Raw genomic sequence first — 25,291 nt, 5'->3', positions numbered from 1 at the left:
AAGAATCTCATCAAAAAATTGGTTCTAATCTCGGGGAAAGGTCACCTCACTCAATGCATCTTTTAAGTCTTGCTCTGTGAGCATCTCAAAATTGGCGGCATCTAATACTTTTGCAAAATCCTTCGCAAATGCAGTTTGACATTTAGCTCTTTCATTTGGCGTGAATGTTTTTATTAAACGGGTATCTGAATTTGGATCAAAAGGTGCGTAATTACTTTTAAGGTTGTCTAATAAATTATGATAGTCATAATGGATTAGGCTTGAGAGTATTTCACAAAACTGTGTAAATGAAACTTTTAAATCTTGAATTTCAATTTCTTGCAAACACATATTTACAATATCTTGCTTTCTAAATGGAATAAATCTGTCTGCAGTCATAAGTTAAATTATAATATTAAATAATTTCATTATTGTATGCGTTTAATAAAGCAAAACAAATGATTTACTCATCATTTAACTAAGATGGAGTGTTGTATTAAACTAATTCTATATCTAACCTTTGTGCTAATAACTGCCTTTCTTTACTTAAGCCTCGATATGTACGCAATCCTGCCAGTAATGCTCTTAACATCACTTTATCTTGCTTTTGTGCCTCAAGTTGCGTCTTTAAATGCGCTAATGTTACCTCTAATGTATTTCGCGCATCTAGGTTAATCTTCAAACCAGCCGATTTTTCGATTAAACGTGTCAAAGCTTTTTCTATATGCTTAGATTTAAGCTCAGCTTTTTTTGCATTTATCTCTTCTCTTCCAGAGAGCATATCAGCTGATACGACTGAGCTCGGTTTTTCAGACTCTAGATTTGAGGCAATTTTATCAATACTGCGCACTACCCAACTGACTAATGGGTCAATATCTAATTTAATTTGCTCAAGCATAGCTAAACTTAAATAACTTGTCACTAAACCATCTAGGCATACAGCCAAGTCTACAATCCAAGGTCTGACTGATTCACCATAGATTGAAAGCAAAAATGCCTCTTGAAGTTGCTGCCATTCAACTCTGTATTCTTGATAATAAATAATGAATTCTTGATTTAGCTTAATTGCTTCATCATTAAATAAAGATTGATAGAAATTCTGATAATCTTGAATTTCTTCAAACTGAAATCTAATTTGAGTTGCTAGCTTTTCTAAAGGTGCCATAGAGTTATCATTTAATATCTCTTTTACTTTACTAGAAATATGGTTAGTGTGGCTTTCACATACAGCAAGCAATAGCTCATCTTTAGATTTAAAATGCAAATATACTGCACCTTTAGATATTCCTGCCTCAATGGCTATCTCTTGCATACTTGTTGATTTAAAACCCTTTTGATCAAACAAAGTCTCAGCTGCTGTTACAATTTTTAATCTTTTATCAAGCATCATTATATATTTTAAGTATTTCCTACGATTGTATCAGTTGATATCGCGCTTTAAAAATAAATAAAAATGACCGGTCGGTCATTTTTATTTTGACTTTAAGGTCGCGCTGAGTCTAAAATCGAATTATCACAATAGAAATTATTTCAATGTATATGGAGATAATATGAAAGAAGATAAAAAAACTGTTAACTATAAGGATTTAATAAGCTTACTAAAAGCTTCCAACCCAGGTGTCAAACTGATCATTGCCTGTGTTGCTTTAATTTTAATTGAAGCAGTGCTTGGGCTTTTAGTACCACTACAAACTAAATACCTTTTAGATGAGCTTAATCTAACGAGTCAGCTTTCTTGGCATCTTGTTTTTATGCTGGCTGGAGTATTAATTATTGGTTCTATTGCCAGTGGTATTTTAAGCTACTTACTGGGCTTACTTGGTAATAAACAAAAATTAAAATTACGTAAGAAGTTTTTTAATCATTTAATTCATTTACCTATTTCTTTTTTTGACAAAACAGCATCTGGAGAACCTGCAAATCGGTTAACTAAAGATACTGAAGTAATTGAAGATTTTGTCAGTCAAGGTAGTCACTCATTAATCTCAGGTTTAATCTTACTCATTGGCTCATTTTTTGTTTTATGGTGGTTAGATTGGCGCTTAACAGCCGTCTTATTTAGCGCTGTCGTTATCAGCTTTCTAGTTATTTTACCTTTCACAATTAAGCTTTCTTCATTATCTAAGTCTTTACAAGATGAAGAAGCAAATTTAATGGCGCGAGTAACTGAAGTCTTATCTCAAATACGCCTGATCCGAAGTCATAATGCTCATAAAGTTGAAGCTAATAAAAATAACGAGAAGTTTCACCAAATTTATAATATCTCGATGAAAGAAACACGTTTACTGGCAATAATGTCACCACTAATCAATATTGTAGTGATGGCGACGATTATTTGTGTGCTTGGTTATGGCGCGACGTTAGTAAGCAATGGCGATATGACCATAGGTACATTTGTGGCATTTATAATGTATTTAATTAATGTTGTTGCACCCTTCGCACAATTGAGTATGTTTGTTGCCATGTTTAATAAAGCAGCGGGTGCGGCTGTTAGGATTTCAGAAATACTAAAACTCAAGCAGCAAAATTTATCAGGTTTACCGATTCTCATAAAAAATCAAGATATCAGTTTTAAAAATCTCAACTTTGCTTATAAAAATAAACCAGACCTATTTAAAGAGCTGAGTTTTACGCTACCAGCAGGGAAAACAACTGCTTTAGTGGGCACATCAGGTGCAGGTAAGTCGAGTTTATTTTCTTTATTACAAGGTTTTTATAATGCACAAGCAGGCCAAATTTATTTTGGAGTTCAAGCATTGGACAATAGTAGTTTAACAAGTTTATATCAACAAACTGGTTATGTTGCTCAAGACTCTCCGGTTTTATCTGGCTCTATTTATGAAAACTTAATTTACGGGCTAGACGAGAAACCTTCAGAAAATCAAATTGAACAATCTTTGAATGATGCTGATTTACAATCTTATATCGCAACTTTAGATAAAGGGTTGGATACACAGATAGGCGAAAGAGGCATTAGTCTATCTGGCGGCCAAAGACAAAGACTCGCATTAGCTCGTGCGCTTTTAAAAGATCCAGCCTTACTCATATTAGATGAAGTAACAGCAAGTTTGGACTCTAACAGCGAAGATAAAATTCAACAGGCACTTAAACAAGCTTGCAATGACAGAACAACTTTAATTGCAGCACATAGGTTAAGTACAGTGTTACATGCAGATCAAATATTACTACTCAAAGATGGAAAAATAATCGCGAGCGGTCAGCATCAACAGCTCATGCAAGAGCAAAGTTTTTATAGAAACTTGATGGAAAAGCAGTTTAAGTTGCCCGATATGGTCAATGAAGCTTAAGTTGATGCATATTTCTAAATGATGAATGGCAATATAAAGTGATTTTCGGGACATTATTGCCTTTTATTTTAAGTAAAATAACCTCCATAAAAATAACAAATTGGAGACATCATGCAAATTACAATAAACAATGTTGTAAAGCGTTATGCAAAAGTTGAAGCTGTTAAACAATTAAGTTTTTCAGTACAGCAAGGTGAAATATTTGCTTTATTAGGACCAAATGGCGCAGGAAAATCATCTTTAGTACGCATGCTTGTTGGGTTTACACACCCAGATGAGGGGGAAATACAGGTAGCGTTTAATGATGAGATTTACAGTGCAATACCTGGAGAGGCTTTAGGTTACTTGCCTGAAGATCGTGGTTTATATGCAGAAAAAACGTTAGAGCAAAACCTACATTATTTTGCACAATTGCATGGCATTAATAAAAAAGAAGCAACCAAACGCATGGAACACTGGTTAGAGAAATTCGATTTACTAGATCGAAAAGATCAACCTCTTAAAACCTTATCAAAAGGCAATCAGCAAAAAGTACAGCTAGTGAATGCTGTATTACACCAACCAAAATTTGTTATTTTAGATGAACCTTTTTCAGGTTTAGATCCTATCAATCAAGAAAAAGTAGTGTTGTTTTTATCCGATTTAAAACAACAAGGCATGACAGTAATATTAAGTGCTCACCAAATGTCTATGGTAGAAAAACTAGCTGACCGCATGTTATTAATGAACCAAGGAGAAGCCGTATTATATGGTGATTTAACTCAAATACAGCAACAAGTCGGTGTAGGTACCCAACTGACAGTTGAATTTGCAACACCATTTAATATTAAACAACTCTCACTTGCTTTAAATGGTTTTAAGTATGAAGCCTTATCTAAAAACAAAGTTGTAGTAAATTTAGCCGATACAAATCAAGTAAATGAAGCCCTTACGCAACTTATGACATTAGGTCATATAGATAATTTAGAAAGTAAAAAAATGGATTTACATCAGCTTTACTTAAAAGCAATTTCTGACCATAAAGGAGCAATACAAGATGACGCAGCATAATAAAACTTGGTTAGTTGCCAAATGGGAGTTTATGCACTTTTTTAAGATCAAGCAGGAATTGATTGGTAAAGCAGTTATGTTACTCATCGCACTTATGGTCTTTTTTTGGCATAACAGCCAAGGATTATCATCTGAAAAATATCAAGTTGCCGTGATTTCACAAAGCCCATTAATTGGTGAGTTTGACTTATTTGAGTTTAAAAAAGCTTCTGAGCCTGAAGTTGTATTAAAAGAGCAACTTAATAATGAACTAATTGATGCTATCTTAGTTGAGCAAATGGTTGATAAAGGAATAACAACTTTTAAACTCTATAGTGTTGGTAAACATAGCTGGCAAAAAGATTTATCAAATGTATTAACAACATATTACAGCGCCAAAGTCACACAAAGTTTGGGTTTGACACAGCAGCAACTTCAGCAAATTAAAAATCCAATTTTCATTGAAAACCATTATTTAGATACTAAGATAAAATCTGAAGAGCACACCTCCCGTGAAACAGCTGTAGGTGTTTTAATATTAATTGGTTTAGGTATTTTTGTTTCATTCGCTCAAATATTTGTCTCTATAACTGGAGAAAAACAACAGCGTGTCACTGAGCAACTCTATGCCTGTATGGACTCGCAAACTTGGATTGATGGTAAAATTTTAGGTCAAATGCTTCTGGCACTAAAAGCAATGACAAGCACTTTAATATCAATTGTATTAGGTTTTGGCTTTTTTCAGGTGATCCTCAATGGACAAACATTTGATTTATCTTTTATTGATTGGTTTTTACTACCTTGGTTTTTATTATTTTCTATTTTGGGACTCTATTTAGCGACAGCCTTTATGGCGGCGATTGCCGCAGCTATTGATGACCCTAATCATAGTGGTAAAACATCATTTATGATGTTGCCATTAGTACCTATGATTTTAACTTTTATGGTTATGGATAGCCCAAGTGGTTTAGCTATGACTGTATTAAGCTATTTCCCACTAACTGCATTTGCGGCGATGCCGGTTAAAATGGCATTAATAGAAGTCCCTATGTGGCAAACATTATTAGCAATCACTTCTACTGGCATCACTTGTTGGTATGCAAGAAGACTAGCTGGAAAAATGTTTAAAATGGGCATGATAATGTATGGAAAAGAGCCTGGCTATAAAGAAATGTTTAAATGGGCTGTTTCATAGTTTAATCTTTTGACCTAAATTTAAATAACTATAATTTACAAATTAAAAAGCGAATCTCAAGATTCGCTTTAATTGTCGCATCATAAGTGTCACGTGTTGTTAAACCTAAACCTATGCTGGTTTGTGAAGGAAAGTAATAATCTACAACACCATCTAGTTCATCATCAGTCATTAGCTCTACATTTAGAAAGCTATCGCCTGTTAACTGTGTCATATATTTAGTACGAAATGTAAATGGGCTATCATCAATATCTGATTTACCCACGGCAACTAAAAAGTATTCGCCAAAAAAGTAACCTAATTCGCCTTGAACAACTGAATCACCTTCTTCAGGGTCTAGATAATTTAATGCAGTAAAAATGTTATTGTCAGCATTATAATATCTACCATTTAAATCAAAAACATTGCTGTATCAACTTCAGTTGCAACTGATGGATTTGATTCAATTGATACTTTTGCTTTAACTTCCTCAGAACTACCGCAAGAAATTAAAAGTAAAGTAGCGCCTAATAGCCCAAAAATATGGCAAGAAAGTGATTTGCATTTAACATCTTGTTTCATAGAACTGATCCACTAATATTTAAACTAGTCAATCAGTGAACAGTTAGGTAGAAATGTTTACCCTTAGATTTAAGCCATTTTAACCATACAAATTTGTATGAAAGCGAAAGTTACCAAAAATATACCAGGTATGTTAACTTACATAAAACTCTTAAATTATAATAACATGTGATATTTTTATCGAAATAGCATTTGGGAGTATGACAAATGAAATTTGATACTTTTGATTTTCAACAAACAAAAAACTAGCTTAAACCTCATCATAAACAAGATGTATTACTAAAGGCTTCTGCCGCCTTCTATCCAAAGTATCGCAAAGGGGGAAATACTTTCTAGTTTGCTATAACTCAAGCATTTCGGTATTGGATAAATCACCCATTTCAGTCAATTTTTTATGCCGATACGATGCTCAGTCCTGCAATGTATCGCCACAGTAAAAAAAGCCGCGATTGCTTGGCCGAATTTAAAAAGCACACCACCTGCGTGTTTATTTGAAAAATTTAATGCTAAAGGGAATATTAAGATGCCTAAGTTACATATTCGGACAATGAAACAACAATGGCTAAGCATTGCAATTAATTGGGCTAAATCTGAAGGTTGGGATCCTGGACTTCATGATGCAGAATTACTTTATAAAGCAGATCCTAATGGTTTTTTTGTCGGTGAAATTAATAAAAAAATTGTTGCAGTTGGCAGCTCAGTAAATTATGACGCGCACTTTGCGTTTTGTGGCTTATACATAGTTGCACCTGAGCATAGAGGCAAAGGTTATGGTTTAGCGCTTACAAAGCATAGACTCAAATACTGTGGTGAACGCAATATTGGCATAGATGGCGTATTAGAAAATATGGAGATTTATAAAAATATCGGGTATGTTCCTTATTATAAAAACTACCGATATCAATCTAATGCAAAACAAACATCTAACCTGAATAAAAATACCCAAGAGATTTCTAAAGACTCCCTTGCTCAAGTTTTAGATTATGATAAACAATGTTTTCCAGCCAATAAAGATAAAGTATTTGGAATTACCACTTTTGAGATAGGTTAAGATAAATAAAAGGCACTTAACAGTGCCTTTTAAATAAGATGTTCTCAGCTCTGATGTGTTATTTTTCTGAAATTTGCCAAACAGCTACTGTGCCTGATATTTCATTACCAACAATTAATAAAGCTTCGCCAGTCGCACTGTCTTGTGAAGAAACAAACTTCATTCCCTCAGGCGCTAAATCACCTGTGATTTGAGCACCTTCTGAAGTACCACGATTAATAAAGTAATCAACAAATTGCGTATTATAAGGGTTGGTGATATCAAATATCATAATACCTGCCATACGCTCAAGGCCAACAAAAGCAAATTTACGTTCACCAATGTCGCCTATTGCAAGCGCTTCAGGCTCAGCACCTTTTGCATCTGAACGTGTGTCACCTTTGTTTTCATCTTCATCATTGTTAAATGCTTCACCATGAATAGATGCTGTTATGCGATCAACCATATCACCTGAATCAAATACAACTAAACCATTACTGTCCCAAATTGTGAATGAACGGCCACCGAAAGTATACAATTCATCAAATTCGCCATCATTATTGATATCTCCCATTTCTGAAGATACTTTTAATCGACCAATATCATTATCATCATTATTTAAGTAATCAAAATTAGCACCTAAATTAAGGTCTTCAGCTCTTATTTCATTGGTATAAGCTAAACAGCCATCATCTTCGTCATAATCTAAACCTCCTGCAATCATACAAGCGGCTTCATTTTCAGCATCAAAGAAATATTCACGCCCATCACCTTCATTAGCAGTCACAACAAAGTCAGCACCTTGCCAAGAAAATGAAGCAACCGAATCAGGTTGATACATGCCTTTTAGGCCTGGGTATTTTTTAAAGTTAATGCCGCCATCTTTATCTGATGCATCAAAATCAAGGTTACTCCAATCCTTAAAGCCTAACCCCTTAATTGACATAGAGTTGTCTTCTAAATTAACTGTGATCATCGCGTTATTTTCTTGTAAAGTAATAAAAGCTTTTGAACTGTCATCAGATATTGCAACATATTCAGGCTCTAAATCCATCGCAACTGATGTCTGTATTAACTTACCATTAATAGTGCGACCCGCAGGATTTGAAAATAAAACGCCTTGCGCTGCTAATTGCGCCTGCTGATTATTTAAGCTTTTAAGATCTATGCTAAACGCAGAATCTTTTGGCATACCTGAGTCAATATCAATCACAGAAATAGACCCTTCAGGATCAATAGAATAATCACCCATAGGTTCACCTTCATTGGCTACAACAACCTTTTTACCATTTGGAGAAAAAGCCACCATATCTGGTAAATAACCAACCTGCACATTTTTTATAAACTGTGGTAACTCTACAGATATATCATAAAATGCAATATGGCCCATGACACCTGTATTGCCAGCCATAGCAACTGCTAATAAATGATCTGAATCTGAAATAGCGATGCTATTAGCATCACCAGCTGTATTAACTGATAAATCAATTGTATGTAAAATCGACATATTAGTATTATTAACAGTACCTTCACTATCTTTTTCTAAAGAAGCAGCATCTAAATTTTGCGTAGATAAAATCTCAACAACTGCTTTGTCACCGGAACTATTGATGGCATAAATTTTTTGTGAAGCTTTATGATACGCTACAATTTCAGCCGCCCCTTCTGGAGACTCTGCGTTTAGTTGCGAACGTCCGACAAGTGATATATTAAGTAATTGACTTGCATCTTTGCCATCAAGTCCATTATTACCTGAGTCACCTGCTTGGCCTTGCTCACCTGTAGCGCCATTTTTGCCATCACTACCATCAAATGTACAAGCAGATAACATTGAAATTAAAGTCAGTGCAATTATTGATTTTTTCATCTACAACTCGTTAAATTTTATTAGAAAGAAAAGTTATCCGCACATGAAAACAGTTTCAGATGACAAGGATATTTCAAATAAACGACAGCTGTGTGACAAGTTTTAAGACGGTAATTTACACAACATTTAAATTTCAAATCGATTGGTTATATTTTGCTGAAATAAATGAGCGACCTATATTCAATATAAAGGTACTGAGTGAGCTGAACGTCTAACTAGATATAAGGTTGAGCATCAATTAATTGGGTGACTTAATAGCCATTAAACTTTAGCGTGGTTATATGCCTAATCACCTAAGTCTCTTGACTTGATTAAACGCTCAGTTCGTAAGCATTAATACAATAAGCAAAGTCGCTTGCACCTGACTTGAGCCTGAAACTAACTGGTGCACATTATGCAACCAACATGCTTGAATAGTGCCTTGATTAGGTTAACCGATGAATGTCTCGATTCTGGCATCCTGCTTCATTCTACCTCCTAAATCCATTTAGTCGTAGTGCCCATGCTATGTTATAAGGATATGAACTAAAGCAGGCAGCGATGAGATCGCAATAAGAGAGCCTCTATATGTGTTTGCCGTAAGCTACTTGCTTAACAGCCGCATCGACATACGAAGTAAACGAGTTTGTTTATTGATTTACATTTGACCGTCACTGCAAAAAACGGTCAAAAAGAACACTATTGCCTATTGACAGAGTTAATGCTCATATGTGTTAGGGAGTTTAGCCACCCAACACAGGCTGAAAATTAATTTTAATACTATCACCGTTGCAACCAGGGTATTTATGAGTTGAACTTACCGACATACTACCGGTAGCGGTATTTTCGGGTGTTCTAATGTATATATCAGTTGCAACATTAAACGTTACATCATTTTGGGATAGCAAATTCCAATCTATTTTTGAGCCAATTGGAGTTGGGTTTTGAGTTGAGTACTCATTTAGTACGTTTAATGATTGTGGCCAGATAGAATTATCACAATAGAACTTAGCGATTACCCCAGAAAGGTAAACATGTTGCATAGCGTTTTCGGCTGATGCTTTACTTGAATCAGCCTCTTTGCTCTCAGTTGACGCGCATCCTGAAACAACCAGAATGAGTAACAAAACTTGAAAATAACGCATACCCTTGAATAACTCCCTAACGAATGATATGGACTCCCCATCCAATTGGCATTTGTGCCATATTGAAAGTGTAAACAATCAAAAAATGGAGAGCCCATATGTCTTTAATTAAAGTTGTTGGCATTGATTTAGCCAAATTAGTTTTTAGTATCCACGGTGTTGATAAGCATGACAAGTGTAAATTAAGAAAAACTATCAAAAGAAACAAGCTATTAGAGGAAATAACACAACTGCCACCCTGTATTATTGCAATGGAAGCTTGCTCCGGTGCTCACTATTAGGCAAGGGAATTTACCAAACTCGGTCATGATGTGCGTATTATGGCGTCTAAATTTGTTATTCCCTATCGCTAAAATGAAAAGAATGACGCCAATGATGCTGATAAAAAAAATTAAAAAAAAATTTAAAAAAATTAGACAGGCAAAAATATCTCATTGATATTAAAACCCCACTCAGAAATTAAAAGCTTACGCTGGTTACTATAAATATATTTAATTTGAGAGTTTTATGTTTTATTTCACGAAATACAATACAAATTATTGAGGTTTTATTAATTACGCGCACAATCAATTAAATTGCTAGATAGCAACAATTGTTAAACTTAAATAAAGTTGAGCAACTACGCGGAACCTTTATACCAACTATGATTGTGACTATGTGCACACTTCATTAAAGATGATTTTGAACCTGCGAAGTTAGCATAATGCCGCCTGAAGTGTTGAATGGTATTGAGCCATGAATCAACTTCAATATTTAAAACAGCTAAAATTTTTGGAGTCGTTTTCAAAACCGAACCTCGTTTATTTGGCACGATTAACCGACTACTAAAATCAGCTAACTCTAGATAATCAAAAAGTGTAAAAGGAATCGTATTTTTATCAATTGAGCAGCCAAATTCTAATAGTAACTTTGGTTGCTGTAATACTGTAAACCCTGAAGTTTCATTTGGTTTTTTCTTTTTATTACTTTGCTTTTTATTACTTTGCTTTTTAAAAGATTGGTATTGCTTGATTCGTTCTTGAATTGAAGTGAAATCACTGTCTAAAAGTGAGTCAACCATTTTTGCTCTAATAGGATTTAAATCAACATACATCATGCAACTTAAAATTGCAGATTCATCTAGCAAAGCCTGTGATTTAAAACGCCCTTCCCAAAATTTACCCGTGCAATTATCTTCTTTATTCGCTTTACGCGCTATAAACTCATTAAGGCTGCGCATAAACCAACTAATATCATATAGCCTTATGCGCCATTCATTAACTATTTCATTAATTCTAAACATGTATGCGGCATTGAGTTTTTCACCCGACCTGTAACGGTCGACCAAAATACAACCATGGTATAACTGATACCAACGTTCAATAACTTCATCATTCGTTAAATTTAAAGCCTCTTCCCTATTTACCTTTAAAACAAGGTGATAATGATTAGACATAATCGCATAAGCTGCGATATCAATTGAAAAAACAGTTGAAAGGAATTTGATTCTATCTACTAACCAAGTTCTACGATGGTCAAAGTTATTACCTGAATATTTATCATCGCCACATAAGTAACTTCTACGGATACAGCGATTTATACAATGATAATACGGGGTTGCATCTAAATCGATTAACGACTCTCTCGCCCTAGCCATAATAACCACCAATAACATTTCATCAGTGGTTAAAGTTTAGTCTAAAAAATGAGTTTTAGACTAGTTTTCAATAAGAAAAGCATGGCTGTCTTTAATTTGTTTTTCGTCTTTAATTTGTTTTTTGCTAAAATAAATTAATTTTAAAGATAACCAACTCGTTTACGACTTTCTTCTGACGCTACAATTTAGCTACAAGTATCGTCATTTCTGCCATTGCTCGCCGGTGGACTCTCTGGAAAGGAGGGTTCACCTGAGCCGCCTGCCCACCTATACTCAATCGTGCAGTCACTTTCTGCCAATGTAGTCCCAGGATACCACCAAATAACTTTATTAGAAGTTAACATAGACTCCCAACCTCCAGAATCAACAAGACCTGCAATACTACTAATAAGAAAATGATTTGCAGATGGGTAACCATCATCCATACGAATCGTTTCGCCACCTACTTCTATAGTGGAGTCCCCACTCACATCACAACTTGGGTCCATCATACATTTCAAATGTGCCATTTGAGATGCCGATTTAATTGAACCGAATAACGCTGCACGACTAGCGCGTTTGGCATCACTCGTTAAATCGAGAAACTTAGGTGCAGCCGTAACCGCTAAAATACCTAAAATGACAATAACGACAACCAACTCAATTAACGTAAAACCTTGTTGCTTTTTCAAAAGAACTCCTTCTGGTGCACATGGAATTTGCATACACATAGACACAATGACTCCCACAAAGCGCTAGCCTCTACATTTTCGTGGGTTAGTTTATCAGCAAAACTGACAAGCCAGAGCCATAATATATGTGTCAAAACAATACAAAGCAGAGGCTAGCATGAATAACATTAGCATAGTTTTCATTGGATTAGATACTCATAAAGAATTTTTTGAAGTAGCACATGAATTAGATGGTCGTGATAATCATGTTACACACGATGGTCGTATATCCAGTTCTAAATCATCCGTCATCAAAATGGCCCGTGATTTCCAATCCAAATATCCACAAGCGACCCTTCATTTTGTTTACGAGGCGGGTCCTTGTGGATATTGGATTTATTGATTATTGACTAGTCTTGGTCATTGTTGTTACGTCGTTGCATCTTCTCTTTTACCTAAAAAACCAGGTGAAAAAGTTAAAACTGATAAACGCGATGCCCTTAAACTTGCTAAACTACTTAAATCTGAAGATCTCACCCCTATTTATGTGCCTGAGCCTGAAGATGAAGCTATCCGTGATTTATCTCGTGCGCGTGAAGTCGCCATTAATGATCTTAATGATCTTAATGATGCTAAATATCAGTTAAAAGCACTGCTACTTCGAAACAATATTAACTATCCTGGTACTACAAACTGGTCGCTTAAACATTTACGCTGGTTAAATGAGTCAATCTTACCTCACCCCGCACAGCATATTGTTTTACAAGAGATGCTACATACGATTGATGAACGAATGAAACGCTTAGCTCGCTTAGTTAACGAACTTGAACATCAAGTTAAGCAGTGGCTTATTACCCTGTTGTTAAAGCAATACAAGCTATGCGCGGTGTACGTTTATTGGTTGCCGCAGGCGTGATTGCTGAGCTCGGTGATTTAACCCTTTTTAACCATCCAAGAAAATTAATGAGCTACCTTGGTCTGGTTCAGAGTGAGCATTCAAGTGGTGGAAAACGCCATCTCGGAGCGATTACCAAATGTGGTAATGGTCGCGCAAGGCGTTTAATAGTTGAAGGGGCACACAGCTATCGGTATCAGGCAAATATCTCAACTGAATTACAAAAAAGACAAGAAGGATTACCTAAGAAAATCATTGATATCGCATGGAAAGTCCAACTTAGACTATGTAAAAGATATAAAAAATCTCATTGCTAAAGGTAAACATTACAAACTTGTTGTTACTGCAATAGCCAGAGAAATGATTGCTTATATTTGGGCAAGCACCAAAGAAGTGGTACTAACACCAGTTAACCCAAAACTACGTTTGGCAAGAGTACCAGCATAATGAACGATTTAGAGTTAATGCATTGGATCGAGCATCGGGTGTGGCATAACCATCGAGGGCGTTGCCTACATGGATGTAGGTAAGGGGCGTGAGCAGGAGCGGAAGCTTTAGGTCGGCAACATTGAGCAATCAATGTTGACCCACGAACATAGACTGAAATTAGGTGCCACGTCGAAATAAGTAAGGTTTACTCTGTTACTAGCAATAGTAATAACCAACGAATACCAGCATGAAAACCGACGAAAATACTTGCTTCATCTATGCATTAACTCGCTCTAATTCGAGAATAATGATTATGGTTTAAAAAGTTAAACAAGGATAAGTGTGTTTAACTTGACAGTGGGAGTCATACCAACGCCGCAATAAGCGGTGAGTAACAGTTTGCTAAAATGTGAAGCGAAGCGAAACCGAGCAAACTGTTACGAATCCGACTTTATTGCTTTGTTATAAGCCATTAACTAAATCAACTGTTTTTTCAATAGCTATATTAACTAAATTTGGCGAATCTATAGGTATATTGTGACCAGTTGAATTTGAAACAATATGAATTGAATTAGGGTTGTGCCTTATTAATGAGGAGTGGAGCTCTCTCCATATTTCTTTCCCTTTCTCACTGTGACCAATCCACCAATCGCTTTCTCCTAATTTACTGGAGGTGACAATAACAGTCGGTATTTTAGTAATAGAGCCTTTATCTTTTAATTGCTCATTTTGATATATTTTTTGCAAAACTTTCCACTCTTGGCTTTGAGCCAAAAGTGAATTTAACTTTTTATCATCTCTCTCCACCCAATCTTTATCTAACTGAATTAACTTTTTCGAAAATTGTTCGTGACTTGGATCTAGTAACACTAAACCTATCACTTGCTCCCGATAAGAAGTAGCATATTCACGAACATGAATACCTCCATATGAGTGCCCAACTAATATAATATTTCTATCGACATTTAATAGCTTTAGTAGAGCATGTAAGCGATTATTAGATTTCTGAATAGAAACATCAATAGTTGCTGTTGAGCTACCATTGCCTGCACGAGAATAAATAATAACTCGATGTTTAAGCATTTTTAATTTAGTTAGTAGTGGCTTCCAATAATTAACCCCCATCCCTACGCCTGACTCAATAATGATATTAATGTCCCCAGTACCTATATCAATATATTCAAGCTGTACATTTTCAATCGCAGCAAAACTAACCTTAGACTCGGCAAGGACAGTGAAATGAGTTAGAAAAATACTTAAAAAAAATAGAAATATGGAAGACTTCAATGCTCTATCCTTGGCTTATAACAACGCAGCAATATGGGGCGTATAAATGCTTGGCTAAAATTAGCGAAGAATGAGCGCCAGCCAAGCTTTAGACGTCCCACGCATAATTGCCTTGTTATATTTCTTTAAACTCAGGCTTTATTAAGCCAAAACACTTTAAATCATGGAATTCCTTTTTCCAGAAACCACTAGAACGCCTAATTCCTTCCTCTTTGAAGCCTAGCTTTTTTAACACAGACTCAGAAGCTGCATTTCCAATCATAATGTCACCTTGAATCCGGTAGAGTTGACCTAATGGTTGGCCATTGGAAAATACAAATTGGATAATCGTGCTAACAGCCTCGGAAGCATACCCAAGCCCCCAATACTTTGAGGATAACTCATACCCAATACCTGCACTTTTCATCTTTAGGTTTATTGAGTTAAAACCACACGTACCAATCAACCTTCCCGTGTTCTTAACTCGAATAGCCCAACGAACACCATCTTTGTCAGCAAAGCGTTGATTAAAAAAGTTAATTAGCTCCAAAGATTGTTTCTCTGAATCAAAAACATCAATATCGTAAAATTTTACAACGTTTTCATCAGAGAAAATATCAAGTAAAGCCTGGCTGTCACTTTCTGATAACTTATTAAGAATTAACCGAGATGTTTCTAGCTCTGGAAATTGCACTTAGTCCTCCTTGAAATATAGACACAATGACTCCCACAAAGCGCTAGCCTCTACATTTTCGTGGGTTAGTTTATCAGCAAAACTGACAAGCCAGAGCCATAATATGTGTCAAAACAATACAAAGCAGAGGCTAGCATGAATAACATTAGCATAGTTTTCATTGGATTAGATACTCATAAAGAATTTTTTGAAGTAGCACATGAATTAGATGGTCGTGATAATCATGTTACACACGATGGTCGTATATCCAGTTCTAAATCATCCGTCATCAAAATGGCCCGTGATTTCCAATCCAAATATCCTCAAGCGACCCTTCATTTTGTTTACGAGGCGGGTCCTTGTGGATATTGGATTTATCGATTATTGACTAGTCTTGGTCATTGTTGTTACGTCGTTGCATCTTCTCTTTTACCTAAAAAACCAGGTGAAAAAGTTAAAACCGACCGTAAAGATGCTATGAAATTAGCACACTTACTTAAAATGAATGATATTCCAATCATTTACGTACCTGAGGCTGAAGATGAAGCTGTTCGTGATTTATCTCGGCCACGACAAACTGCAACTAATGATTTAAACCATGCTCGTTGCCAATTAAAAGGTTTCCTATTAAGGAATAACATTTGTTATGACGGTACTGCCAATTGGTCACTTAAACATCTGCGTTGGCTAAATGAGTTAATTTTACCTCACCCTGCACAACATATTGTTTTACAAGAAATGGTACATACGATTAATGAACGAATGAAACGCTTAGCACGTTTAGTCAATGAACTAGAACATCAAGTTAAGCAGTGGCTTATTACCCTGTCGTTAAAGCAATACAAGCTATGCGCGGAATCAGGTTCTTAATTGCTGCAAGTATCATTGCAGCGCTCGGTGATTTAAGACGCTTTGATAATCCTCGAAAGCTAATGAAATATCTAGGTTTGACCCCCAGTGAAGATTCAAGTGGTGATAAACGTAGATTAGGAAAAATATCTAAATGTGGTAATGGCCGAGCTAGACGTCTTTTAATTGAAGGCGCACACAGCTATAAATTTCCAGCTAAAGTGTCTTCTGAAATGCAAAAACGACAAGAAATGTTAAGTAAAAAAGTAATCGATATTGCTTGGCAAGCACAATTAAGGTTATGCAAAGGTACCAAAGGTTAATGCACAGAAGTAAACATCGCAATGTTGTAGTAACTGCTATCGCCAGAGAAATGATTGCATATATATGGGCGATTTCAAGGGAAGTGGCAATTGCACCAATTGATGTAAAAAAACGAACAGCCAGAGTACCAGCATGAAAAGGTTAGAGTTAATGCATTGGATCAAGCAGCGGGTGTGGCACAACTCCCGAGGGCATTGCCTACATGGATGAAGGTAAGGGGCGTGAGCAGGAGCGGAAGCTTTAGGTCGGCAATATTGAGCAATCAATGTTGATCCACGAGCATAGACTGAAACAATGTGCCACGACGGAAAATGTAAGGTAGGCGCTGCTAATCAATAGATTAGTAATCCACGAATATCAGCATGATAACCGACGAAATTACTTTGCTTCATTCAGTGCATTAACTCATTTATTTAAAAATATATTAAGAATGGCTTTAAAAAAGAAGCAAGGATCAGTGCAAAAAAGTTGACTGTGGGAGTCATATCAACGCCTGCATAACACGTTTGCTACCATGCAGATTAAGTCTAAATTTACCACTTAATACGGTAAACTCAAAGAAACCTAGAATGCCGAATGTAGCAAATCGTGTTGATGCATTTGTTATGCATTACAGGCCACCAGCTAAATCCAAGTAGTTCCCTGTAGAAAATGATGCTTTGTCTGAGGCTAACCAATAAATGGCTTCTGCAACCTCACTTGGTTCCCCACCTCTTTGAAGTGGAATTATACTTTTTAACCTTTCGATTCTCTCTGGCTCTCCACCATCAGCATGCATATCAGTATGAATCAACCCAGGACGAACACAATTAACTCGGATACCTTCAGATGCAACTTCCAGTGATAAACCTTTCGTTAAAGTATCAATTGCTCCTTTCGATGCTGCATAATCAATATATTCGTTTGGTGAGCCTGAACGAGCGGCACCAGAAGAAACATTAACAATTACGCCACCAAAACCACCATTTCGTGTCGACATTCGCTTTACTGCTTCTCGACAGCATAGAAAATAACTTGTGACATTATTAGTAAGTATTGAGTTGATCCGTTCGGCACTCATATTTTCTAAGCGTGATTGCTTTTTTAAGATCCCTGCATTGTTAACAAGAATTGATATTGCACCTAACTCTCGATCAACAGTAGAAAACATTCGGATCACATCATCTTCGCAAGAAACATCAGCTTGAACAGTAATACACTTTACACCCTCAGCCATTATTGATTGAGCTAATTTATTCGCTGAGTCTGAATTGGATTTATAATTGATACATACAGCGTAGCCTTCTTTCGCAAAAAGTTGAGCCGTTGCCGCTCCAATTCCTCGCCCGCCACCTGTAATAATTGCCACTTTTTGAATACTCATAAATCAATCCTTATATTCTGAGTTAAGGGAATGCATAACGCCCATTTAATTAGTGAAGCAATGTTGGCTGGCTTTTTTGCGGGTCTTTGCAAAAAACAGGTCAACTTGCGTAGTCTGATTGAAATGTTTGTTAGCTGTCTTATCTAAAAGCTTCAATTCTTCGATTTAAATATTAACTTATACCAACAAAATATTGGTGATAAGAAGCTCCCTAGAAAAAATAGTATTGCATAGTACAACTTAAACTTTCCACTAGATTTCGTTTTAGACCAAAATACAAAGAAGAAGCTCCAAAATATTATTGCCGCACTTCCAATCAAATAGGAGCCTAACACCTTAAGCTCCTCTATATATTCTACCTGTTGTAGCATGCTATTTATATAAAAAGCTACGAGTCCAATTGGTGCTAATGCAACAATCAATGTCACAAGTTTAAATATTAACATTGATTCTCCATGGACAGTTAACGAATGATATGGACTCCCCATCCAATTGGCATTTGTGCCATATTGAAAGTGTAAACAGTCAAAAAATGGAGAGCCCATATGTCTTTAATTAAAGTTGTTGGCATTGATTTAGCCAAATTAGTTTTTAGTATCCACGGTGTTGATAAGCATGACAAGTGTAAATTAAGAAAAACTATCAAAAGAAACAAGCTATTAGAGGAAATAACACAACTTCCACCCTGTATTATTGCAATGGAAGCTTGCTCCGGTGCCCACTATTGGGCAAGGGAATTTATCAAACTCGGTCATGATGTGCGTATTATGGCGTCTAAATTTGTTATTCCCTATCGCCAAAATGAAAAGAATGACGCCAATGATGCTGAAGCTATTTGCGAAGCAGCTACAAGACCAAAAACACGTTTTGTCAGTATTAAAAGCGAAGAACAACAAGCCGTGCTGTGTTTACACCGCATCAGACAAGGTGCAATTAAAGACAGAACCGCACGTATAAACCGATTACGCGGTTTACTCGCTGAGTTCGGTATCATCATGCCAAAAGGTCGATACCCTGCACAAAATGCCATTAACGGTATTCTTGAAGATGCTGAAAATAACCTACCTTTTCTTGCGCGTGAATTGATCAATGATTTATGGCAAAAGACAAAAAAATTAGACAGGCAAAAATATCTCATTGATATTAAAAAGACAAAAAAATTAGACAGGCAAAAATATCTCATTGATATTAAAACCCCACTGAGAAATTAAAAGCTTACGCTGGTTACTATAAATATATTTCATTTGAGAGTTTTATGTTTTATTTCACGAAATACAATACAAATTATTGAGGTTTTATTAATTACGCGCACAATAAATTAAATTGCTAGATAGCAACAATTGTTAAACTTAAATAAGGTTGAGCAACTACGCAGAACCTTTATACCAACTATGATTGTGACTATGTGCACACTTCATTAAAGATGATTTTGAACCTGCGAAGTTAGCATAATGCCGCCTGAAGTGTTTAATGGTATTGAGCCATGAATCAACTTCAATATTTAAAACAGCTAAAATTTTTGGAGTCGTTTTCAAAACCGAACCTCGTTTATTTGGCACGATTAACCGACTACTAAAATCAGCTAACTCTAGATAATCAAAAAGTGTAAAAGGAATCGTATTTTTATCAATTGAGCAGCCAAATTCTAATAGTAATTTTGGTTGCTGTAATACTGTAAACCCTGAAGTTTCATTTGGTTTTTTCTTTTTATTACTTTGCTTTTTAAAAGATTGGTATTGCTTGATTCGTTCTTGAATTGAAGTGAAATCACTGTCTAAAAGTGAGTCAACCATTTTAGCTCTAATAGGATTTAAATCAACATACATCATGCAACTTAACATTGCAGATTCATCTAGCAAAGCCTGTGATTTAAAACGCCCTTCCCAAAATTTACCCGTGCAATTATCTTCTTTATTCGCTTTACGCGCTATAAATTCATTAAGGCTGCGCATAAACCAACTAATATCATATAGCCTTATGCGCCATTCATTAACTATTTCATTAATTCTAAACATGTATGCTGCATTGAGTTTTTCACCCGACCTGTAACGGTCGACCAAAATACAACCATGATATAACTGATACCAACGTTCAATAACATCATCATTAGATAAGCTTAAAGCCTCTTCCCTATTTACCTTTAAAACAAGGTGATAATGATTAGACATAATCGCATAAGCTGCGATATCAATTGAAAAAACAGTTGAAAGGAATTTGATTCTATCTACTAACCAAGTTCTACGATGGTCAAAGTTATTACCTTAATATTTATCATCGCCACATAAGTAACTTCTTCGGATACAGCGATTTATACAATGATAATACGGGGTTGCATCTAAATCGATTAACGACTCTCTTGCCCTAGCCATAATAACCACCAATAACATTTCATCAGTGGTTAAAGTTTAGTCTAAAAAATGAGTTTTAGACCAGTTTTCAATAAGAAAAGTATGGCTGTCTTATTCGTGTTGAAAAAACAGTTGAAAGGAATTTGATTCTATCTACTAACCAAGTTCTACGATGGTCAAAGTTATTACCTGAATATTTATCATCGCCACATAAGTAACTTCTTCGGATACAGCGATTTATACAATGATAATACGGGGTTGCATCTAAATCGATTAACGACTCTCTTGCCCTAGCCATAATAACCACCAATAACATTTCATCAGTGGTTAAAGTTTAGTCTAAAAAATGAGTTTTAGACCAGTTTTCAATAAGAAAAGTATGGCTGTCTTATTCGTGTTATACAACGCTTAACTCTTTATTCCAATCTTTCCACAAAATACACCGTCCTGGAAATGCTACTTTGGAAAAATCCCATTCCTCCGAAAGCCATTTACGGACTGTTTGATAAAGCTCATTATCTAGTTCGATACTATCATCTCGAACCCATAAATAGACTACGCATTGATAGTTTGGAGAATCACTTGGGTCGATGTAAACAGAACCAAGGCATTTGTTTTTTGACTTATTAAATACTGAATAAGCAAATGCCTCTCGTGATTCAAATTCTTGTTTATGTACTTTTAGGCTAGCAATATTTTCTTCAAGTGTCATATCACTTTTAGGCCATTTAGAGCCTTCGCCAAAAATCCCTTGCAGTCTCTTTTGGCTAGACATTACTGCTTCAAAATCAAATTCTGCGACTTCATCTTCAAGAACTCTGAAATGAAAATATCTATTGTCAAAACTCTTAGGTGGTTCAAAAATGTCAGAAATTAAAGGGTTAGACATGCTCAGAAATTTCCATAGTTGTATAACGCCCAGCTCAGCCGTAGGCTGGGCGGAGCTTGTTTTGTGTTAATTTGAGAGCGACAGCGAGCAACACAAAATCAAGTGGAGCCCAGACTGTCAGCTGCAGCTGTTTGTTATGCAACAGGCTGGAATGCAATTACATCCATGAAGCCGTTATTAATGATTTTTGCTTTTGATAACTTGCTCATATCATAGAATGATTTAATCAGACCATATGATTTATCTAAATTCTCTTGCGATGCCTCTAATATACTACGAGGTATAAATACACCCTCGAATTCAAGCTCGCACTTGGAGTCAATAATTATATTTGGCTTATCAAAACCTTCATCAGCTAAAGGAATCACACCTATAAAGTGTACATTAACCTTATTATCTAAAGCCTTACCAAAAATTATTTTGGTAATATCCACAGGGATATGCTGACTATTCAGGTAAATTGAACCATCAATGTAGCCGTCCTCAGGATTTACAGGAAATTCAAAGACCTTGCCTTCAATATCAGCAATAGATTTGAATGGAATGTCGATGAAATCTAGTTGAATAGAGGTTTCATTGACCTCTTCTTCAAACTCAAGTGGTTCTAGCTCGATATTGATGTTAATTACACTCATCATTTCTAGGCCGATTGAGGAGTTCTCAAAAAGATGAGAATCCATCACCGCTTTTTTAGGGCTGATGGTAAATTCCATTTATATATTCCTATGCATAACGCCTTGCACATCGGCTGGAAAAACTGGCGATTTTTGTGCGGCACGCACAAAAAGTGACAGGTTTGACAGTCCGTTGCTGCGCCTTGTTAAGGCTGCAACTTTAATGACATTGAATAGTTGATTAATGACTGCCCCCTTAACTTAACATGATTTGTATTATTGTATGAAAAACCTTGTTTCTCGAATATAGGCCTCGCAACTTTGCTTGCCTCTGCATAGAGATGATATATGCCATTGTTCATAGCTTTCTCAATAGCATATTCTAAAAGTCGGCTCCCAATTCCTTGCCCTTTAAACTCTTTATGGATATAAAGGCAGTCAATATGGCCATCCCTTTCTAATTCAATAAACCCAACAATTTGATCATTTACGATGGCCTTATATGGTTGCTTATTTTCGAGCCTCATCTTCCACTCATCATAGTTAGGAGGAGATGGTGACCAAGCCTCTAATTCATCTGACGTGTAAAAATCAGATGATATTGAATGTACTGAGCCATGGAATAAATCTGCTATTTCCTTAAAGTCAGAGGATTGATAATTCTCGAATTTCATAATGCCTTAACATTTGTATAAACGGCCCGCACACTTATCAGGTTAGACCTCTTAATATAAATTAAAAATAAATAGCTTAGAGATAAATAACGTCAAAAACGGAGGTAGTAAAGTGTGCTTGCACGCTTTGTAATTTATGTGCGCCTATTATATCGGAGCATATATTCGTATGTGATTGACTATACATAATTTATTTTTTTTCATCAAGACAAAGCGTGCGCTACTTAAAAGCAAACCGTGCGATGAAACTTAAGTTATGAGGTAAATAAAGCAAATAACATACTTTTTAAGAGATTAAAAAACACTTCCACAAAATTGAATGTTTTTCTCAGCTAAATATTCAAATCACCATTTCACTTTTACAAAATCGCTTTGTGCACTTAATGATTCAACTAATAACAGTTTATTTTTATTCGGATGTAAATCAAATCCTAATCTAAATTTATTATTGCCAATTGAAATGCTTAATAAATCATTGTTAGCGCCTGCTTTTAATTTAGATATAGGCTCAAAAGAAACGCGATTTAAATATGATTCTCGACCTTGTCTCGAAGTAAAATATAATCCACTTTTATCTACTGACCAACGATGTAAATTAGCCGCTTCTATTTTAGTTAATTTATCTTTTTTTATAACTTCACTCTTTTTTGATGAAATCAGCCAAGCCACATTATTTTTATCAATGGCAACAGCGTTATACCCTTTCAAAGCAAAAAAAGGTCGATATGCAATATATTCATTAATCACTTGCGTATATGTTTTATCTTTAATAGTAATGTTTTTTATTTTAGCTTTACCATGTTCATAAACAGTTAAATACACAGATTCATTATTATCATGCCATACAGGCTCTGCCACTTTCTTTAATGAATCCGTAATATAGGCTGGCTGTGACTGTAAACTTATATCACATTCAGCGAGTGTTTTAATGGGTTCTAGGACGAGCCTTTGATTTACGATAGCTGCAAAGTGGCTCTCTTTTGGACTGATCTCTAAATTTGTAATTTTTATATTACTTGGCCAGCAAGCCAATATAGATAAACTACCGCCAAACTCTTGTTTATGAAGTACTAAAGATTCAGTGGTTGAAGTCACAAAATATACCGCTGTGCCAATATTATTATAACGAGGTAAGTCTTGCGCCCCCGGCAATGCGATAATGTCACTTGCAGATATTAATGGTCGATTATGATCTACTTTCTCAGATAATAAAAAGTTTGGCTCTTCTTTGATATCCAAATAATTACCATTATGTTGGCGCATGAGATAACAATTATCACCACAGTCAGCAAAAATATCATTTGTATAAGCTGGAAATTGGGGTAATTTAGTTAAACTGTTTTTAATGATATCAAACTTAATTGCAGCACCGCTAAAAGCACTTAAGGTTAATGTATTATTATCTTGATGCCATACAATACGGTTAACAAACATAGATACAATACGATTCGCGATGAGTGTGCCTGATCCAGTTTCAATAACTAATAGTGAAAACTCCCCTTTAGCAACTTCTCTGATAATAGCTAAGTATTTTCCATCAAATGATTCTGAAGCTAAATAATCACCTGACCCTGTCACTTGAGGGGATGTCATTGTTATTAATTCTTGTGTTACTAAATCAAATTTATAAATGCTGCGGTTATTTGATACATAGGCTTCTTGCGCTAGATAAAGCGCATTATCTCCATGCCAGCCAACAATATATTTATCCTTCAAACTAGGGTGTTGCAATATATCTACATTAACGACCTCCCCGTTTTTATTAAACTGTGTAATTATGCTGTTTGATACACCATTATGACTTCGTCCAAATGCCAGTTTATCACCTTGTTTCGACCAATAAGCACCTGAATAATGTGCACCATCCCAACTTATTCTTTGAAGTCTGTTATTTTTTAAGTTTTTAATAAGAATTTGTTGTGGAGAATCACTTTGACTACGGTGTGTAAATGAAATTGTTTGCGAATTATGATTGAAACTACCATAAGTTTCAGAGCCCGCCAGTTGTGTAATTTTACTGACTTCAAACTCTGTTGTGATTGTTAAATCATTATCAGTAGTGTTATTTAAGTAGAAAACATAAGAAAAACCAATGCACAAACAAGCTAATCCAATAATAAAAGGATTTAAAAGGCTGGGTTTCACTTCGCTATGTGAAGGGTTTTCATTTGATTTCTCAGTTATTAAAACTTTTTCAACTGGCGCTATAAATTTATAACCTTGGCGTGGCACAGTTTTTATAAATATTGGAGATTTCGCATCATCCCCAAGTATTTTTCGTAACTTTTTAAAGGCAGCTCTAACTGCTTCATCACTAACATGTCTTCCAGCCCACACTTTATTTTGAATTAGCTCACGACTCACCACATTAGGTGACTCTAAAACTAATAAAGCCAAACAAGAAAACAGCTGAGGTTCTAGTTTTATTTCTTCATTATTTTTATAAATACGCTCTTTAGACAAATCAATTTTAAATTCGTCAAAAATAACAACATCCTGAAAACCTGACTCTAAACCAGCCATAAAAAACCCTGATAATACATGTGACCTTTTGTGAACACCCGATTATTACATGTGTTCACAATAGT

The 25,291-nt window shown here is 35.5% G+C and carries 21 protein-coding genes and 4 pseudogenes; 8 read left to right on the top strand and 17 right to left on the bottom strand.

The genetic code is table 11. The annotated features are described in order from the left end of the window. Nucleotides 1–24: 24 nt before the first annotated feature. Nucleotides 25–378 carry a hypothetical protein gene (locus tag PSA_RS08945; RefSeq protein WP_042144576.1) on the bottom strand — a complete coding sequence of 118 codons (354 nt, stop codon included), beginning with the start codon at nt 376–378 and terminating at the stop codon, nt 25–27. Between the two features lie 97 nt (nt 379–475). After that, nucleotides 476–1,369, bottom strand: coding sequence for a TetR/AcrR family transcriptional regulator (locus PSA_RS08940; RefSeq protein ID WP_052379927.1), 894 nt, complete (start codon nt 1,367–1,369; stop codon nt 476–478). 160 nt (nt 1,370–1,529) lie between these two features. Between PSA_RS08940 and PSA_RS08935 the strand changes: the two genes are divergently transcribed. The 3 genes from PSA_RS08935 (at nt 1,530) to PSA_RS08925 (ending at nt 5,511) form a co-directional block, all read left to right on the top strand. Beyond that, a complete protein-coding gene (locus PSA_RS08935; protein ID WP_042144575.1) occupies nt 1,530–3,287 on the top strand; it encodes an ABC transporter ATP-binding protein in 1,758 nt (585 codons plus the stop codon). Between the two features lie 111 nt (nt 3,288–3,398). After that, nucleotides 3,399–4,337 (top strand): ABC transporter ATP-binding protein, encoded by a 939-nt coding sequence (locus PSA_RS08930; protein WP_042144573.1) that lies wholly within the window; start codon nt 3,399–3,401, stop codon nt 4,335–4,337. Further along, nucleotides 4,324–5,511, top strand: coding sequence for an ABC transporter permease (locus tag PSA_RS08925; protein ID WP_042144571.1), 1,188 nt, complete (start codon nt 4,324–4,326; stop codon nt 5,509–5,511). The genes PSA_RS08930 and PSA_RS08925 overlap by 14 nt, the downstream gene beginning before the upstream one ends. A 28-nt stretch (nt 5,512–5,539) precedes the next feature. Here the strand turns inward: PSA_RS08925 and PSA_RS08920 are convergent, their stop codons facing one another. Further along, nucleotides 5,540–5,776: a hypothetical protein gene (locus PSA_RS08920; RefSeq protein ID WP_042144569.1), complete on the bottom strand. Its 237-nt coding sequence runs from the start codon at nt 5,774–5,776 to the stop codon at nt 5,540–5,542. A gap of 125 nt (nt 5,777–5,901) precedes the next feature. Next, entirely contained in the window at nt 5,902–6,072 is a 171-nt protein-coding gene (locus tag PSA_RS25160) for a hypothetical protein (RefSeq protein WP_157575759.1), read from the bottom strand. Between the two features lie 523 nt (nt 6,073–6,595). On the opposite strand from PSA_RS25160, the gene PSA_RS08915 reads away from it, so the two are divergent. Beyond that, nucleotides 6,596–7,123, top strand: coding sequence for a GNAT family N-acetyltransferase (locus tag PSA_RS08915; protein WP_082305803.1), 528 nt, complete (start codon nt 6,596–6,598; stop codon nt 7,121–7,123). A gap of 58 nt (nt 7,124–7,181) precedes the next feature. On the opposite strand, the gene PSA_RS08910 is transcribed toward PSA_RS08915, so the two are convergent. Together PSA_RS08910 and PSA_RS08905 are read right to left on the bottom strand one after the other, a co-directional pair. Then, a complete protein-coding gene (locus tag PSA_RS08910) occupies nt 7,182–8,969 on the bottom strand; it encodes a choice-of-anchor I family protein (protein ID WP_042144567.1) in 1,788 nt (595 codons plus the stop codon). Nucleotides 8,970–9,691: 722 nt separating this feature from the next. After that, the gene (locus PSA_RS08905) at nt 9,692–10,093 is read right to left on the bottom strand and encodes a hypothetical protein (RefSeq protein WP_059364884.1); all 402 of its coding nucleotides are present in this window, start codon (nt 10,091–10,093) and stop codon (nt 9,692–9,694) included. A gap of 98 nt (nt 10,094–10,191) precedes the next feature. Here PSA_RS08905 and PSA_RS08900 point away from each other — a divergent pair. Continuing rightward, a pseudogene (locus PSA_RS08900) lies at nt 10,192–10,443 on the top strand (IS110 family transposase); the annotation flags it as partial. A gap of 269 nt (nt 10,444–10,712) precedes the next feature. Here the strand turns inward: PSA_RS08900 and PSA_RS08895 are convergent. Together PSA_RS08895 and PSA_RS26840 are read right to left on the bottom strand one after the other, a co-directional pair. Next, entirely contained in the window at nt 10,713–11,729 is a 1,017-nt protein-coding gene (locus PSA_RS08895) for a transposase (RefSeq protein ID WP_059364881.1), read from the bottom strand. 185 nt (nt 11,730–11,914) lie between these two features. Next, on the bottom strand, nt 11,915–12,400 hold the full coding sequence (locus PSA_RS26840) for a type II secretion system protein (RefSeq protein ID WP_042153547.1): 486 nt from the start codon (nt 12,398–12,400) through the stop codon (nt 11,915–11,917). Nucleotides 12,401–12,557: 157 nt separating this feature from the next. On the opposite strand from PSA_RS26840, the pseudogene PSA_RS08885 reads away from it, so the two are divergent. Next, nucleotides 12,558–13,721: pseudogene (locus PSA_RS08885) on the top strand (IS110 family transposase). Between the two features lie 444 nt (nt 13,722–14,165). Here PSA_RS08885 and PSA_RS08880 read toward each other — a convergent pair. Together PSA_RS08880 and PSA_RS08875 are read right to left on the bottom strand one after the other, a co-directional pair. Further along, entirely contained in the window at nt 14,166–14,990 is an 825-nt protein-coding gene (locus PSA_RS08880; protein ID WP_042153556.1) for an alpha/beta fold hydrolase, read from the bottom strand. 115 nt (nt 14,991–15,105) lie between these two features. Beyond that, a complete protein-coding gene (locus tag PSA_RS08875) occupies nt 15,106–15,663 on the bottom strand; it encodes a GNAT family N-acetyltransferase (protein ID WP_059364877.1) in 558 nt (185 codons plus the stop codon). Between the two features lie 135 nt (nt 15,664–15,798). Here PSA_RS08875 and PSA_RS08870 point away from each other — a divergent pair. Continuing rightward, nucleotides 15,799–16,951 (top strand): annotated as a pseudogene (locus tag PSA_RS08870) (IS110 family transposase). 474 nt (nt 16,952–17,425) lie between these two features. On the opposite strand, the gene PSA_RS08865 reads toward PSA_RS08870, so the two are convergent. Continuing rightward, on the bottom strand, nt 17,426–18,178 hold the full coding sequence (locus tag PSA_RS08865) for an SDR family oxidoreductase (protein ID WP_042153581.1): 753 nt from the start codon (nt 18,176–18,178) through the stop codon (nt 17,426–17,428). Between the two features lie 545 nt (nt 18,179–18,723). Here PSA_RS08865 and PSA_RS08855 point away from each other — a divergent pair. Then, nucleotides 18,724–19,341, top strand: a pseudogene (locus PSA_RS08855) (IS110 family transposase); the annotation flags it as partial. Between the two features lie 204 nt (nt 19,342–19,545). Here the strand turns inward: PSA_RS08855 and PSA_RS08850 are convergent. From PSA_RS08850 to PSA_RS08830, 6 genes are all read right to left on the bottom strand, one after another. Beyond that, nucleotides 19,546–20,346, bottom strand: a complete 801-nt coding sequence (locus PSA_RS08850; protein ID WP_371257793.1) for a transposase — start codon at nt 20,344–20,346, stop codon at nt 19,546–19,548. A 268-nt stretch (nt 20,347–20,614) separates the two neighbouring features. Beyond that, on the bottom strand, nt 20,615–20,824 hold the full coding sequence (locus tag PSA_RS25155) for a hypothetical protein (RefSeq protein WP_371257792.1): 210 nt from the start codon (nt 20,822–20,824) through the stop codon (nt 20,615–20,617). 99 nt (nt 20,825–20,923) lie between these two features. Next, on the bottom strand, nt 20,924–21,415 hold the full coding sequence (locus tag PSA_RS08845) for a hypothetical protein (protein ID WP_042151586.1): 492 nt from the start codon (nt 21,413–21,415) through the stop codon (nt 20,924–20,926). Nucleotides 21,416–21,549: 134 nt separating this feature from the next. After that, nucleotides 21,550–22,128, bottom strand: a complete 579-nt coding sequence (locus tag PSA_RS08840; protein ID WP_052380221.1) for a hypothetical protein — start codon at nt 22,126–22,128, stop codon at nt 21,550–21,552. A gap of 107 nt (nt 22,129–22,235) precedes the next feature. Then, a complete protein-coding gene (locus tag PSA_RS08835) occupies nt 22,236–22,703 on the bottom strand; it encodes a GNAT family N-acetyltransferase (RefSeq protein ID WP_042151590.1) in 468 nt (155 codons plus the stop codon). A 345-nt stretch (nt 22,704–23,048) separates the two neighbouring features. Then, on the bottom strand, nt 23,049–25,226 hold the full coding sequence (locus tag PSA_RS08830; RefSeq protein WP_042151594.1) for a transcriptional regulator: 2,178 nt from the start codon (nt 25,224–25,226) through the stop codon (nt 23,049–23,051). Nucleotides 25,227–25,291 lie beyond the last annotated feature (65 nt).

It is taken from the genome of Pseudoalteromonas sp. '520P1 No. 423' (assembly GCF_001269985.1).
Taxonomy (GTDB): Bacteria; Pseudomonadota; Gammaproteobacteria; order Enterobacterales; family Alteromonadaceae; genus Pseudoalteromonas.
This window is presented reverse-complemented; position numbering and strand designations above follow the sequence as displayed.